Source organism: Tardiphaga sp. P9-11 (assembly GCF_008329525.1).
Taxonomy (GTDB): domain Bacteria; phylum Pseudomonadota; class Alphaproteobacteria; order Rhizobiales; family Xanthobacteraceae; genus Tardiphaga.
Genome location: NZ_NPKQ01000003.1, coordinates 187008 through 200696 on the forward strand (window position 1 = coordinate 187008; position 13689 = coordinate 200696).

General features: G+C 63.2%; 13 protein-coding genes. 9 read left to right on the plus strand and 4 right to left on the minus strand.

Annotated features, from left to right (window positions below; all coding sequences use genetic code 11):
* Window positions 1-45 precede the first annotated feature (45 nt).
* Window positions 46-729: a MarR family winged helix-turn-helix transcriptional regulator gene (locus CIW50_RS13575; RefSeq protein WP_172980318.1), complete on the minus strand. Its 684-nt coding sequence runs from the start codon at window positions 727-729 to the stop codon at window positions 46-48.
* Window positions 730-873: 144 nt separating this feature from the next.
* Here CIW50_RS13575 and CIW50_RS13580 point away from each other — a divergent pair, with 144 nt between their 5' ends.
* Together CIW50_RS13580 and CIW50_RS13585 are read left to right on the plus strand one after the other, a co-directional pair.
* On the plus strand, window positions 874-1455 hold the full coding sequence (locus tag CIW50_RS13580; protein ID WP_149531779.1) for an amino acid synthesis family protein: 582 nt from the start codon (window positions 874-876) through the stop codon (window positions 1453-1455).
* A 49-nt stretch (window positions 1456-1504) separates the two neighbouring features.
* The gene (locus tag CIW50_RS13585) at window positions 1505-2704 is read left to right on the plus strand and encodes an amidohydrolase family protein (RefSeq protein WP_149531780.1); all 1200 of its coding nucleotides are present in this window, start codon (window positions 1505-1507) and stop codon (window positions 2702-2704) included.
* 90 nt (window positions 2705-2794) lie between these two features.
* Here CIW50_RS13585 and CIW50_RS13590 read toward each other — a convergent pair whose 3' ends face one another.
* Window positions 2795-4303, minus strand: coding sequence for a 4-hydroxyphenylacetate 3-hydroxylase family protein (locus CIW50_RS13590; protein WP_149531781.1), 1509 nt, complete (start codon window positions 4301-4303; stop codon window positions 2795-2797).
* Between the two features lie 186 nt (window positions 4304-4489).
* Here CIW50_RS13590 and CIW50_RS13595 point away from each other — a divergent pair, with 186 nt between their 5' ends.
* The 6 genes from CIW50_RS13595 to CIW50_RS13620 all read left to right on the plus strand — a co-directional run bounded on the left by CIW50_RS13595 (window position 4490) and on the right by CIW50_RS13620 (window position 10115).
* Entirely contained in the window at window positions 4490-5161 is a 672-nt protein-coding gene (locus tag CIW50_RS13595) for a MarR family winged helix-turn-helix transcriptional regulator (protein ID WP_172980319.1), read from the plus strand.
* A 473-nt stretch (window positions 5162-5634) separates the two neighbouring features.
* Complete coding sequence (locus tag CIW50_RS13600) at window positions 5635-6861, plus strand: ABC transporter substrate-binding protein (protein WP_172980320.1); 1227 nt, start codon at window positions 5635-5637, stop codon at window positions 6859-6861.
* Between the two features lie 89 nt (window positions 6862-6950).
* Complete coding sequence (locus CIW50_RS13605) at window positions 6951-7823, plus strand: branched-chain amino acid ABC transporter permease (RefSeq protein ID WP_149531784.1); 873 nt, start codon at window positions 6951-6953, stop codon at window positions 7821-7823.
* Window positions 7823-8659 (plus strand): branched-chain amino acid ABC transporter permease, encoded by an 837-nt coding sequence (locus tag CIW50_RS13610; RefSeq protein WP_149531785.1) that lies wholly within the window; start codon window positions 7823-7825, stop codon window positions 8657-8659. The genes CIW50_RS13605 and CIW50_RS13610 overlap by 1 nt, the downstream gene beginning before the upstream one ends.
* Window positions 8656-9408: an ABC transporter ATP-binding protein gene (locus CIW50_RS13615; RefSeq protein ID WP_149531786.1), complete on the plus strand. Its 753-nt coding sequence runs from the start codon at window positions 8656-8658 to the stop codon at window positions 9406-9408. The genes CIW50_RS13610 and CIW50_RS13615 overlap by 4 nt, the downstream gene beginning before the upstream one ends.
* Window positions 9408-10115: an ABC transporter ATP-binding protein gene (locus CIW50_RS13620; protein WP_149531787.1), complete on the plus strand. Its 708-nt coding sequence runs from the start codon at window positions 9408-9410 to the stop codon at window positions 10113-10115. Before CIW50_RS13615 ends, CIW50_RS13620 begins: the two co-directional genes overlap by 1 nt.
* 188 nt (window positions 10116-10303) lie before the next feature.
* On the opposite strand, the gene CIW50_RS13625 is transcribed toward CIW50_RS13620, so the two are convergent.
* Window positions 10304-11419, minus strand: a complete 1116-nt coding sequence (locus CIW50_RS13625) for a DSD1 family PLP-dependent enzyme (RefSeq protein WP_149531788.1) — start codon at window positions 11417-11419, stop codon at window positions 10304-10306.
* Window positions 11419-12885, minus strand: a complete 1467-nt coding sequence (hydA, locus tag CIW50_RS13630) for a dihydropyrimidinase (protein WP_149531789.1) — start codon at window positions 12883-12885, stop codon at window positions 11419-11421. Before hydA ends, CIW50_RS13625 begins: the two co-directional genes overlap by 1 nt.
* A gap of 87 nt (window positions 12886-12972) precedes the next feature.
* On the opposite strand from hydA, the gene CIW50_RS13635 reads away from it, so the two are divergent.
* Window positions 12973-13632, plus strand: coding sequence for an aspartate/glutamate racemase family protein (locus tag CIW50_RS13635; protein WP_172980321.1), 660 nt, complete (start codon window positions 12973-12975; stop codon window positions 13630-13632).
* Window positions 13633-13689 lie beyond the last annotated feature (57 nt).

Below are 13689 nucleotides of genomic sequence, written 5' to 3' on the forward strand. Positions count from 1 at the left end.
CAGACCAACGCCACAGAATTCGGGCGGAACTTCCCGGTAAGAATGTCAGATTATCTTTTTGCGGCGCGCCGGTCTGGTGTCGTCATCCGCCGGTACGGACGTCTCCGGAGCGCGCGGCTGCAGATAGCGCTGCAGAGCGATGGCGCGTTCGCTGGATTCGACGAGGCGCTCGACACTGCCGAGCAATTGATGAAATTCGTCTGCGCTGAGGCAATCGAACTGCACGTCATTGACCTGACGCTGGGTCGGGTTGAGGCTCGCCAGCAGTGCATCGCCGGCCTGTGTCACGGTGAGACGCAAGCGCCTGCGATCCGCGGGATCGACCAGCTTGTCGAGCAGGCCCATCTGCTGCAGCTTGTTGGATACGGTGGTGATGAAGGCACCGCTGAGATGCAGATGCGCTGCGAGTTCGCGCACGCTGACGTGATCCTCGGCAGCCAGATATTTCACCGAGATCAGCACGGTGTATTCGATCCCCGCGAGGCCGATGGCGGCGGCATGCCCCTCGCGCACGGTCTCGTGTCGCGCGAGAAAGGCCAGCAATGTGTGCACGAGTTGCCGAAATGCGTGGTCGGAGCCATCGACCAGCAACGCCTTGCGCGATGTGGTGAGCGCCGGCGCCGGAAGCTTTGCCTTGATCGCGGTTTTGGCACCCGTCTTCACCGCGGCCTTTTCGGATTTGCGCAGTGCCGGCGTCTTGGAGAGCGGCGCAACCTTGGAACGAGACATACCGCTTCCCAGTGAACGATCCGCGACAGGATTGGCTGGCGCCCCCTGCTTCGTCAAGCGATTCTGCATACCTTCTAAACGAAGCTATTGATCAAATGCATTTACTGCGTCAGGATCGGCGCCAAATTCTGACGGGAGAACATCATGAAACTCGATATCAGGCGCCTGCTCTGTTTCACCGACCACAAGGAAGTTGAAGCAGGTCACCGGCACGACCAGCCGCTGCGCCGCGTCGCCGCCGTCGCCATCGTCGCCAATCCCTATGCCGGACGCTATGTCGAAGACCTCTCCGAGGCAATTGCCGCCAGCGTCGAGGTCGGCGCCGTGCTGGCCAAGCTCGCCGTCGAGGCGATGGGATCGTACAAAGTCGAAAGCTACGGCAAAGGCGGCGTCGTCGGGCTCGGCGGCGAACTCGAACATGCCAATGCGATGCTGACAACGACCTTCGCGACGCCGCTGCGCGAGGCCGTGGGCGGCGCCGAAGCGTGGATCCCCTCCTTCACCAAGCTCGCTGCCCCCGGCTGCCTGATCGACGTTCCCCTCGCGCACAAGGACGCGCTTTATGTCCGCTCGCATTACGACGGTGTCTCGGTGACGCTGCCACCCGATGCGCCGGCCTCCGATGAAGTTGCGCTGATCGTCTGTCTCGCCAATCGCGGGCGCCTCAATGCGCGGGTCGGCGGGTTGAATGCAAAAGACATCGGCGGCAAGGACGGCTTGCGCTAGGCTGCAGCTTTGTGCGGCCTTGGACGGCCTTGAGATTGCGGAGACGGGTATGAAAACGGCCATCGTCAATATCGGCACCATCGTCACCGGTGATCTCAAGGCGCCATTCGCCAGTGGCGACAGCATCCTGATGCAGGACGGCCGCATCAGCGCGATCGGCACGCTGTCATCGGGCCAGGTGTCCTCAGCCGATGTGGTGATCGACGCCGCCGGCACCACGGCGATTCCCGGCCTGATCGACAGCCATGTGCACATCACCTTCGGTGATTACACGCCGCGACAGCGCGTCGTCGGCTATCTCGAAAGCTATGTGCATGGCGGCACGACGACGTCCATCACCGCGTCCGAAGTGCACGTGCCCGGACGCCCCAAGGATCCCGCTGGGGTGAAAGCGCTGGCGCTCGCCGCCCGCGCCTGTTTCCTCGACTATCGCCCCGGTGGCATGCGCGTACATGCCGGCTCGATCATTCTGGAGCCCGGCCTCACCGAAGCCGATCTTGAGGAACTGGTGAAAGCAGGGCTGTGGCTCGCCAAGGCCGGCTTCGGCGCATTCGAGACGCCGTTCGACTATGCGCCGCTGATGCAGGCGGCACGCAGGCTCGGCATGGTCACCACCATGCATACCGGCGGCTCATCTATCCCCGGCTCATCGGGCATCTGGGCCGAACATGTGCTGAAATCCAATCCGAGCGTCTCGTTCCACGTCAATGGCGGGCCGGTGGCAATGCCGGAAGCCGGCTTTGCGCGGCTCGTGAACGAGAGTGACATCGCGCTGCAGCTCTGCACCGCCGGCAACCTGCGCACCGCACTGCTGACTGCAAAACTGCTCGACGAGGCCAAACAGCCGGAGCGCCTGCTGATCGCGACCGACACACCGACCGGCAGCGGGATCATGCCGCTCGGCATGTTCTACACGATCAGCCATCTCGCGAGTCTCGGCGGCATGCCGCCGGAACAGGCGATCGCCGCGGCGACGGGGAACAATGCGATGGTCTATCGGCTCAACAGCGGGTTTCTGAAGACGGGCAAGGATGCCGACGTGGTGCTGATCGACGCCTGCGCCGGCGGCTCGCAGAACGATGCGCTGTCGGCGCTTCGCAATGGCGACGTGCCGGCGGTGAGCGCCGTCATCACTGACGGCATCCCTCGGTTTGTCGGCCGCAGCCGCAATACGCCAGCGGGGATGCGGAATGTGCGCGTGGCGGAGACGAAGCTGCCGCGGGATTTCTCGGGAGCAGCGGCGCACTAGAGGTTTCGCGACGACCGCGCGCTCCCTCTCCCCGCCTTGCGAAGCTTCACTTCGCTGGGAGCGGGGAGAGGTTAAGCAAGCGACTGCGCTTTAGTTGCTGCCCTTGAACTCCGGCAAATCATATTTCGCCGTCATCTTCTCTGCCATGCCCGCCGCCCGTTCCCAGTCATAGGTGCGGTAGCTGTGACCACGCGTCACGAACTGGGCGCCAGCATAGAACATCTCATATTGCAGATGGCGTGAGGCGAATTCGGAGCCGACGGCATCCCAGGTCAGCTTCAGCAGCTTGACGCGGTCGTGGCCCGACATCGCCGGCGAGATCTGGGTCAGCCCGATGATGTCCGCGATTTCCGGATTGCTGAAATCATCCACCGAGGACGGCAGCATCAACAACGCACCACCGGCGAGTTCACGGATGGTCGAGATGATCTGGCCATACATCTCCTGCGACTGCACCTGCGCCGCATAGAGCAGATGCTTGTTGGGCAGAAAATACTCGCCGCGCATCGCGCCGCCGGCTTCCATGCCGAGCACCATGCCCTCGATCAGCGCCGCCTGCGAGGCGAGCTTGCCGAGCGTATCGACCACCGGCGGGAAGTTGATGGTGCCGATGGTCTTGGCGATACCGCGCGCGAGACCGACCAGGAAGCGCAGCTTCACCGACAGGCGGATCTGAGCCTGGTAGTTCTGATAGACATGGGCCGGCGTGTCATGGAGCTGGGCACGGCACATGTCGGTATTGCGCAGCAGGAACACGCGCTCCCACGGCACCTTCACGTCGTCGAAAAACACCAACGCGTCGTTCTCGTCGTAGCGATAGGCCAGCGGATTGTCGTACTCGTTCGGCGCATGCGCCTCGAACGATTTGCGCGACAGCATCTTCAGGCCCTTGGTCCCCATCGGCAGTGCGCAGGAGAACGCCAGATGCTCCTCGCCCGGCCGCAGCGGCTGACCGGAACCGACGAATATCTCGTTGGCCATGATGGCTGACGTGGCGAACAGTTTGGCGCCGCGGATGGTGATGCCCGACGCATCCTCGTCGACGATGCGCGCCACCATGTCCTCGGCATTCTTACCCTGATCGCCGAACGCCTTGGAGCGGTCGCCCTGCACGTTGTTGATCACATAGGTCAGGAACAGGTCGCTCTTGCGGGCGTAGTCGTACCAATCGCGAAACGCCTCTGCGCGTTTCGGATCGTAAGCGTCGAACACCTCGATGCCCATCATCATGCCGGACATCGATGACGCCACGTGATCGGGCGAGCGGCCGAGGAAGCCACCGGACAGTTCGGCCCATTCCACCAGCGCCTTGCGGCGCTCGACCAGTTCCGCATAGCTCTTCGGCAGTTGCCAGGCGCGATTGACGCGGCGGCCGCCTCCGACATCGAAGGTCATGCGTTCGATATTGGCGGGGTCAGCCTGATAGTCATACAGCGCGCCGGCCGAGGCGACCGCATGGCGATAGGCCGGATGGGTCGAGACGTCGTCGACCTTCTTGCCGTCGAGATAGACGGCGCGGCCGTCACGCACAGCGGCGACATGCTGGGCGCCGGTCTTGACGCCAGCTAGGGCTGCCGCGGATCCAAATGCATCATTCATCACTCTTCTCCGTCATCGGACCCGGCAGCGCCGTCGGTCATCGCCATTAATAGCTATTATCCGAAGCTATTTTCAAACCATTGTCAAGGAGACTTCCAGCGTCTTCGATCCTCCGCTATTCGTCGTGATTGCAATTGTCTCGCGAAGCCGCCAAGCTTGGATAACTCCGATGCATGGGATCATCACGTGGCCAAATCTGCAGCGCGCTCGACACCAATTGCCAAGACATCCGGCAAGGAGGTTAGCAAGAAGCCTGCCAATGGCCGGCCGGCGCCCCGCGCCGCACTCACGGTGTCCCGTCCCGAATTGCTGGTCGACGGTTCGGACGCGCAATTCCGCCGCCTGGTCCACAGCCTGTTCGGCTTTCTGGTCCGGCATCAGACATTGCGCGAAGGTCACGCCGCCGTCATCGGCCTCGCCGGCATCGAATATACGACCCTGATTTCGATCCGGCATCTGTCGGCGCAAGGCGACGTCCATGTGCGCGCCGTCGCCGATCACCTGCATCTGAGCGGTGCCTTCGTCACCACCGTGACCAACAAGCTCGAAACCAAGGGGCTGATCACCAAGACCTCGCACACCGGCGACCGCCGCCGCATCAGCCTCGTGGTGACGCCGTATGGCGCCGAGTTACTGGAGCGACTGGCGCCCACGCAGGCGCAGGTCAACGACGTCCAGTTCGGTTGCCTCGGCACCCGGGAATTCCACCAGTTGCTGGACATGGTGCAGCGGCTCGTCGATTCCAGCGACCGCGCCATTGCGCTGCAGCGCTATCTGGCGGACACCAATGTGAAGCAGTTGTCGCCCGAGGCGCAATCTATCGCCGTCGCCAAGCGCGGCAAGACCCGGAAGGGTTAACGGCCCGCGCTACGACAAATCGGCCCTCCGGGCCGCGGCGATCGTAGGATGTGCTCGGAGTAGATGCGTTTCGCAACGGCTCTACCCATCCTACAGCCCGCGTCGCTATTGCTGCGACAAAACGGCACCGGGGAGCACAGCCGCTGCGCGCCCAAAGGCGATACGGAAATCGGCATCGACGCGCCCGCAACATCCAAACACCCCTGAAACAGGCGCTTGCGCGCGTTCCCGCCGACCACAGATTGCTGCATTTCCGGGCTGGACTGGCGCATAAATTAGCTTCTTAAGAGAACTATTTTATAAAGATACTCAGAATGACGATTGTCAAAGCCTGAAATTTATTGGACGATCCGACCAACGCTGTCATTCCGCCGTCACAGCCGGCGATGGCACATGGCGTGCATGGAAATCTTTATCTGGATTGTGCTGCGGATCACTGCAGCAAAAGCATCAACAGAAGAGGACGATCGTCGATGTCGCGGATCAAATCGAATTTGCCACGCGTATTGGGCACAGTTGCTGCCGTCACGCTCTCCGCCATGATCGGCGGTCAGGCTGTCGCGCAGGAGATCGCCATCGGCGCCGTGGTGCCGTCGAGCGGCCCGTTCGCCGAATGGGGCCGCAGCAACACCGTCACCCTGAAGATGCTGGAACAGCAGACCAACGATGCCGGCGGCATCAATGGCGCGAAGCTGAAGATCACCATCCTCGACGACGCCGCCAAGCCGGCGCAGGCCGCAAGCTCGCTGCGCAAGTTGGCCGGCGACGAGAAGGTTCTTGCCGTCGCCGGCCCGCTGACTTCGAGCGCCGCCGAAGTGACCTTTCCGGTCGCCAATGAAATGAAGGTGGTCTCCACCTCGCAGGCCTCCTCGAAGCCGGGCGTGGCGAAGCTCAACCGTCCATGGGCTTTCCGTAACACCATCGACGAAGGCGTTCTCGCCAAGACCACTGTGCCTTTCTACAAGAAGGCCTTCAACATCAAGACCGTCGCCGTGATCTTCGACGCCAAGGACGCCACGGCTTCCACCGTCGGCAAGGTGATCATGCCAGCCGTGCTGAAGGCCAATGACATCATCATCGCCAACGAGAACGATCTGCTGTCGTTCAACACCGGCGACCTCGACGTGTCCGCACAGGTCACCAAGCTGAAGGCCCTGAACCCCGACGGCGTCGTTGTCAGCGCCGATTACAGCCAGGCCATCACCGTGCTGCGCGAAATGAAGCGCCAGGGTCTGATCAAGCCGGTCGTCGGTGCCACCCAGTTGATCTCGTCGGCGATTCTCAAGGCTGCGCCGGAAATCCCGGTGATCGCGCCCGCAACCTTCTACGCCACCATGACAGGCCCGGCACCCGAGAAATTCACGGCCACCCTGACGCCGCTGCTGCGCAAGGAATCAGGCCTGCCGAAGGACATCGAGCCCAGCATGTATGACGCCAACATCTACGAGATCGTCTCGATGTATATCGACGCGATCAAGAAGACCGGCGTCACCGGCAAGCCGGCCGATCTCGAAGCCGACCGCACCAAGATCCGCGATCACCTCGCCAAGCTCGAAGGTTTCGCCGGTCTCGGCGGCCCTATCGGATTCAATGACGATGGCGACGCGATCAAGGCTTTCTACGTGCTGCAGGGTCAGAACGGCGCCTGGGACACCAAGGTCAAGGGCTGCAGCTCCGCGCCCGGCCATCCGGCCTGCTGATCTTCCGCACCATTCACGCCGCTGCGGCCGGGAAGTCCTCCCGGCCGCAGTCATGATGACGACCACCTGATTTAACGATTGCAATCCCCATGCTGATACAGCAACTCGTCAACGGCCTCACGCTCGGAGCGGTCTATACGCTGCTGGCACTGTCGTTCTCGCTCGTGATGGGCATTCTCGGCATTCTCAATCTCGCGATTGCCGAACTGTTCATGATCGGCGGCTATCTCGGCTTCACGCTGATCCAGGCAGGCTTTCCGCTGCCCGTCGCCGTGCTCGCCGGCATGACTGGCGCCGCCGTGATCGCCATCGTGATCGAGAAGGTCGGCTACCAGCCGCTGCGCGATGCGCCGCTGGTGACGCCGATGCTGTCGACACTGGGCTTCTCGATCATCCTGCAGAACATCGCCACCAATATCTGGGGCTCGGATCCGCTGCAGCTGCCGATCTACGGCGACCAGTATACGCTCGGCCCCGTCAATATCGGCGAGATGCAGCTGCTCGTGCTCGGCGCCACCGTCGTGCTGGTCGCGCTCGTCGCCTACATCGTGCAGAAGACGCCGATGGGCCGCGCGCTGCGCGCCGTCGCCGAGAACCGCGAAGTCGCGCGCATCCTCGGCGTCTCGGCAGACCGCCTGACCATGCTCGCTTTCATTCTGTCGGGCTCGCTGGCCGGTGTCGCCGGCGTGCTGATCGCGCTCCACTACGGCGCCATCACGCCCTATCTCGGCGTCGAAATCGGCCTCAAGGCCATCGCCGTGATGGTGATCGGCGGCACGCGGCAGATCTGGGGCGCGCTCGTCGCAGGTCCGCTGATCGGCATCGCCGAAGTGCTGACCGTCGCTTACGGCGGCTCGCAGGTCCGTGATTTCGTCGTCTACGGTTTCATGATTTTGATTTTGTTGCTGCGTCCGCAGGGCCTGCTCGGCGGCGCGCGATCCGATCAGGGGCAGCGCGTCTGATGTCGACCTATTATGCAAGCCTGCTCGCCGAGTCAGGCATCCTCCTGCTCGGCGCGCTCAGCGTCTATATCATCCTCGCCACCGGCCAGCTCTCGCTCGGCAATGGCGCCTTCATGGGAATCGGCGCGTATCTGTCGTCATATCTCACCGTCGCGCTGAACGTGCCGCTCACGCTGGCCCTGGTGATCTCGGCGATCGCCGCCGGCATCATCGGCGCCATCGTCGCCTTCCCTGCTTTGCGGTTGAAAGGCATCTATCTCGCCATGGCCACTGTCGGCTTCGGCGAAATGGTGCGCAGTTTCTTCCTCAACTTCGACACCATGGGCGGCTCCGGCGGTTATCGCGGCATGCAGCACATCTCGGTTGGCTATGTCTGGCTGTGGGCCGGCGGCATCCTGATCGCGGTGATGCTGCTGGAGCGCTCGCGCGTCTGGCTGGAAATGCAGGCGGTGCATGATGACGAGACGGCTGCCGGCCTGATCGGCCTCAACACCGTGGTCACCAAGATCAGCGCCTTCGCAGCCGGCGCCGCAGTGGCGGCGATCTCCGGCGGGCTGTTCGCCCATCACAATGTCTATATCGAGCCGGCCAATTTCGGTTTCGAGCGTTCGGTGGACTTCGTGCTCGCGGTGATCCTCGGCGGCTCCACGGTCGCGCCGGGCTCGCTGGTCGGCTCATTGCTGCTGGTGTTCCTGCCTGAATTCCTGCGCCCGATCGCCGACTGGCGCCTCGCCGCCTTCGGTTCGCTGCTGGTGCTGGTGCTGCTGGTGCGGCGTCAGGGCATTCTCGATCGTTCGCTGATCCGAATGCTTACTTTCCGGAGGGCTGCGGCATGAGCACACCCCTGCTTCAACTCACCGGCGTCACCAAGACCTTCGGCGGCATCCACGCCCTGTCCGGCATGGTCTGCGAAGTGCCCGAAGGCAAGATCGTCGGCGTGATCGGCCCGAACGGCGCCGGCAAGACGACTTTGTTCAACACCATCACCGGCGCCTATCGCGCCGATGCCGGCGAAGTGAAACTTAAGGGCGTCGACGTTACGCAGTGGCCATCCTATCGCATCGTGCGCGAGGGCATCGCCCGCACCTTCCAGAATATCCGCCTGTTCGGCAGCATGACGGTCTGGGAGCATCTGCTGGTGGCGCAGCCGCATAGCGAAAGCGCATGGCGGCGTCTACTGCCGATCGCCTGGGCCAATCCGGCGGCGCAGGAACGCGCAGAGGAAGTGATGGCGTTCTTCGGCCTCACCGAACTGCGCGATCGCCCGGCGAAATCGCTGCCCTACGGCATCCAGCGCAAGGTGGAGATGGCACGCGCCGTCACCGCCAGGCCGAAGCTGCTGCTGCTGGATGAACCCGTCGCCGGCATGAACCATGACGAGGCCGAGGAAATCCGCTCGCTGATGATCCGCTTACGCGACACCGGCCTCACCATTCTCCTGATCGAACACGACATGAATTTCGTGATGCGACTCTGCGATTATCTCTATGTCCTCGATTTCGGCGTGCTGATCGCCGAAGGCAAGCCGGAAGAAGTCCGCGCCAACCCGGTCGTCCTCGACGCCTATCTCGGAAAGGACGACTGATGCTCACGATCAAGGGCCTGGAAGTCCGCTACGGCGCCATCACCGCCGTGCGCGGCGTCGATCTGGAGATCAAGAAAGGCGAGATCGTCGCGCTGCTCGGCGCCAATGGCGCCGGCAAGAGCACGATCGCGCGGTCCATTGCGGGACTGCTGCCGTTCCAGGGCGAGATCGCCTTCGAGGGCGAGAAGCTGACGCCGGGGACCGCCGAGAAGAATCTGCGCCGCGGCATCGCGCTGGTGCCGGAAGGCCGCGGCATTCTCGCCCGCATGACCGTGCACGAGAATCTTCTGATGGGCATCTACACCCGCCCGGACAAGGCCGAAGCGATGGCCGATGTCGGCCGGATGCTCGAGCGCTTTCCGATTCTCGGCAAGCGCCGCGACGGTCTCGCGAGCCTGTTGTCCGGCGGCGAACAGCAGATGCTGGCCATCGGCCGCGCGCTGCTGTCGAAGCCGAAGCTGTTGCTGCTCGACGAGCCCTCGCTCGGCCTTGCACCGCTGATGACCGACACGCTGTTCAAGATGATCGCCCAGTTCCGCGATGAAGGCCTGACAGTGCTGCTGGTGGAGCAGAAGGCGCGACAGACACTGAAGATCGTCGACCGGGCTTATCTGCTGGAGACCGGGCGTGTGGTCACGTCAGGGACCGCAGAGGCGCTGATCAACGATCCGACGGTGTCGGATGCGTTTCTGGGTGGGACGCATTAGGTCCTTGCGCCACCCCCGTCATTCCGGCGCGTGTGCGGCGATAGCCGCGCGCGAACCTCAGCCACTCCAATTGGAGTGGCGGGGAATCTTGAGCTAGCTGAAACGCTGTGGTGCCAAACACCGCGGGATTCCGGGTTCGCGCTTCGCGCGCCCCGGAATGACGAGCGTGAGGCGACGAGTGTGGGGCGCTACGCCCCGTACCGCGCCAGCACCGGCCAGGTCTCGACGCCGTTGTTGTGTCCGACCACATGATACGCCGCGTGCAAATTCACCGTCGGATCGCAATGCGTGGTGAGCAGCAGCACGCGGCTGCCGAGCTTTGGCGCAGCGCCGCCTTCCGGCATCGTGATCATGCCATGCTCGTCACCGCCGAAGCGATAGGTTGAACCTTCCGGCACACCCAACATCAGCGACGGCACCGGGCCGTTGAAGGCCATCGCCTTGACGCCGGCATCGACGGTGAATTCGCCGGCGCGATTCACCGACGTGACCGTCGCGAGAATGAACAGGCTTGGATCGTATGGCAGCGCACCGCCCTCGTGCTCCAACTTGCCGTAGTCGGAATCCATGAACAGGTAGGAACCGACCTGCAACTCCGTATAGGTGCCCGCGACATCATAGGCGCAGGCGCCCGTGCCGCTGCCGGTGACGATCTCCACCTTGATGCCGGCTTCTGTCAGCACATGCAGATGGTCGTCGAGCATGGCGCGCACGCGCGCAGCGCCTGCCCTGCGCTCCCCGGCATCGATCATATGCTGGACATGACCGGCAAAGCCCTGGATGCCGCCGAATGTCATGCCCGGCGTGGCTTCGATCAGTTGCGCCAGCGCGAGTGTCGATGCCGTATCGACGACACCGGTGCGGCGCTGACCGACATCGATATCGATCAGCACCTGCAGCGGACGGCTACCCGCATCGAGCAGTTCATGCAGCACATGAATCTGGTCGATGTGATCGACGACGATGCTGATATCGGATTGATCGGCGACAGCGGCGAGCCGCGCGAGCTTCGGCCGGTCGGCCACCGGCGTGGTTAGCAGCAGACCGGTGATGCCGGCCTCTGCAAAGGCCTCGATCTCGGCGACCGTGGCGCAGGAGATGCCCACCGCACCGGCTTCGATCTGCAACTGCGCGATGCGCGTCGACTTGTGCGTCTTGGCATGTGGGCGCAGCGCGACGCCGTTCGCTTTGGCAAAGTCGGCCATGGCCGTGATGTTGCGCTGAAGCGCCGAGGCGTCCAGCACCAGCGCAGGCGTCTGGATATCGGCGAAACCCGGCAGATTGGGATCGAGCGTGCTTGGCATCACAGCAACTTCGCGCCAAAATTCTTCGCCGGGTCCATTTCGGCAGCGAGCTTGCCGGACGGCGTCGCGGCCTTGCCGCCTTCGCGCAGCATCAGGCGGCCCTCGCCCGGTTTGCTGTTGAACGTATCGCCATCGACCAGCACGCGGCCGCGCAACAACACCTTCTCGGGCCAGCCGGTGACAGTGCGACCGGAGAACGGTGAGAAGCCGGTGAGATCGTGCATCATCTCATCCGAGAGCGTCACCTTGCGCGTGGGATCCCAGATCGCGATGTCCGCATCATTGCCGATGGCGATGGAGCCCTTCTTCGGCAGATTGTAGATCTGCGCCGGCGCGGTCGATGTCAGCTCGACGAATTTCGAAAGACCAAGACGCCCCTTCGACACCATCGCGTCGAACAGCAGCGGCATGCGCACTTCAAGGCCAGGCAGACCGTTCGCGACCTGCTTGAATGTCGGGTTCGGCCCGGCGCGCAGCTTGCCGGTCTCGTCATAGCGATAGGGCGCGTGATCCGACGAGATCAGCTGCAGATCGCCGAGGGACAGCGCCTGCCACAGCGCCTCCTGGTCGTCCGTGGTGCGCGCCGGCGGGCTGCACATCCACTTCGCGCCCTCGGCGCCGGGCTTGTCCATGTCCTCGGCGGTCAGGAACAGATATTGCGGACAGGTCTCGGCGAAAATCTTGACGCCGCGGCCGCGCGCCTCGCGGATAACGGCTGCGCCTTCGCGCGTCGAGACGTGAAAGATCATCACCGGCTGGTCGAGCAATTCGCTGAAGGCGATCAGCCGCGTGAACGCTTCGGATTCCGACACGCGCGCATGGCTGACGGCGTGATATTTCGGCGCGGTATAGCCCTTGTCGATCAGGCGCTTCACCATCCAGGCGATGATGCCGTGGTTTTCGGCGTGAACGCAGACCAGCGCCTTCGCCTCACGCGCAGCGGCAAGAATATCCAGCAGCTTCTCGTCATCGACCTTGAGACGATCATAGGTCATGAAAATCTTGATCGAGGAATGGCCCTGCTTCACCAGAGCCGGAATATCCTCGGCGATCACCTTGTCGGTCACATCCGAGACGATGATGTGGAAGGCGTAATCGATCATCGCGCCTTTCTTTGCCAACGCCGCGTAATCGGTCACAACCTCGCGCACATCCATGCCGACGTGCTGGGCGGCGAAGGAGATCACGCTGGTGGTGCCGCCAAAGGCCGCGGACCGCGTCGCGCTCTCGAAAGTGTCGGCATTCATGATGCCCGCAGCGGAGAGCTGCTCGATATGGGCATGGGCATCGACACCGCCGGGCAATACGAGCCTGCCTGTTGCATCGATCTCCGTCTTGCCGGCCGCAAGCCCGCTGCCCAGTGCCACGATGGTCTCACCGGTAATACCGACATCGGCGGCAAACACATCGCTCGATGTGGCGACGGTGCCACCGCGGATCACGAGATCGTAGACGGGATCGGACAAGGGCAGAACTCCAGATATTCGAACATTTTACAGGCTTTGACGGTCAGCACTTTCCGGCAATACTGCTGTCCTGACAAGGAGCCTGACATGCAGCGCCGCAAGAAGATTTTGGTGGTCAATCCGAACAGCAATCCGCAGGTGACGCGCAATCTCGCGGAGGCGTTGCAACCGGTGATGTTCGATGCCGGGCCCGAGATCGAATGCGTCACGCTGGCGGAAGGGCCATTGGGCGTACAGACCCAGGCCGATCTCGAAAGCGTCACGATACCGCTGAGCCGGCTGGTGGCCGCCGACAATTCCGCCGATGCCTTCGTCATCGCCTGCTATTCCGATCCCGGCCTGCATGTGTGCCGCGAGGCGACGCAGCGTCCGGTCTTCGGCATCGCCGAATCCGGCGTGCTGACGGCACTGTCGCGCGGCGACCGCTTCGGCGTCATCGCGGTAGCGCAGGGCTCGATCGGCCGGCACATGCGTTATCTCCGCCAGATGTGCCTGATGGACCGGTTCGCCGGCGAACGACCGCTCAACATGAGTGTGGCTGAAGCGGCTTCCGGCGACGACACGCTGGCGCGTATGATCAAGGTCGGCCGCCAGTTGAAGGACGAAGACGGCGCCAACGCTGTCGTCATGGGCTGCGCCGGCATGTCGCGTCATCGCAGCGCGCTCGAGGATGCGCTTGGCATTCCGGTGATCGATCCGACCCAGGCTGCGGTGAGCATGGCGATCGGCACGGTGATGTTTCAATAGGGAGTGGCGGAGGAGCTCAGCCCGCGCCCCTCTCAGCTGTCATCCCCGCCAAGCACG

Bases quoted from the DNA above. Each gene is read 5' to 3' on its own strand.
- CIW50_RS13575 (WP_172980318.1), bottom strand. From the start codon at position 729: ATGTCTCGTTCCAAGGTTGCGCCGCTCTCCAAGACGCCGGCACTGCGC.
- CIW50_RS13580 (WP_149531779.1), top strand. From the start codon at position 874: ATGAAACTCGATATCAGGCGCCTGCTCTGTTTCACCGACCACAAGGAA.
- CIW50_RS13585 (WP_149531780.1), top strand. From the start codon at position 1,505: ATGAAAACGGCCATCGTCAATATCGGCACCATCGTCACCGGTGATCTC.
- CIW50_RS13590 (WP_149531781.1), bottom strand. From the start codon at position 4,303: ATGAATGATGCATTTGGATCCGCGGCAGCCCTAGCTGGCGTCAAGACC.
- CIW50_RS13600 (WP_172980320.1), top strand. From the start codon at position 5,635: ATGTCGCGGATCAAATCGAATTTGCCACGCGTATTGGGCACAGTTGCT.
- CIW50_RS13605 (WP_149531784.1), top strand. From the start codon at position 6,951: ATGCTGATACAGCAACTCGTCAACGGCCTCACGCTCGGAGCGGTCTAT.
- CIW50_RS13610 (WP_149531785.1), top strand. From the start codon at position 7,823: ATGTCGACCTATTATGCAAGCCTGCTCGCCGAGTCAGGCATCCTCCTG.
- CIW50_RS13615 (WP_149531786.1), top strand. From the start codon at position 8,656: ATGAGCACACCCCTGCTTCAACTCACCGGCGTCACCAAGACCTTCGGC.
- CIW50_RS13620 (WP_149531787.1), top strand. From the start codon at position 9,408: ATGCTCACGATCAAGGGCCTGGAAGTCCGCTACGGCGCCATCACCGCC.
- CIW50_RS13625 (WP_149531788.1), bottom strand. From the start codon at position 11,419: ATGCCAAGCACGCTCGATCCCAATCTGCCGGGTTTCGCCGATATCCAG.
- CIW50_RS13635 (WP_172980321.1), top strand. From the start codon at position 12,973: ATGCAGCGCCGCAAGAAGATTTTGGTGGTCAATCCGAACAGCAATCCG.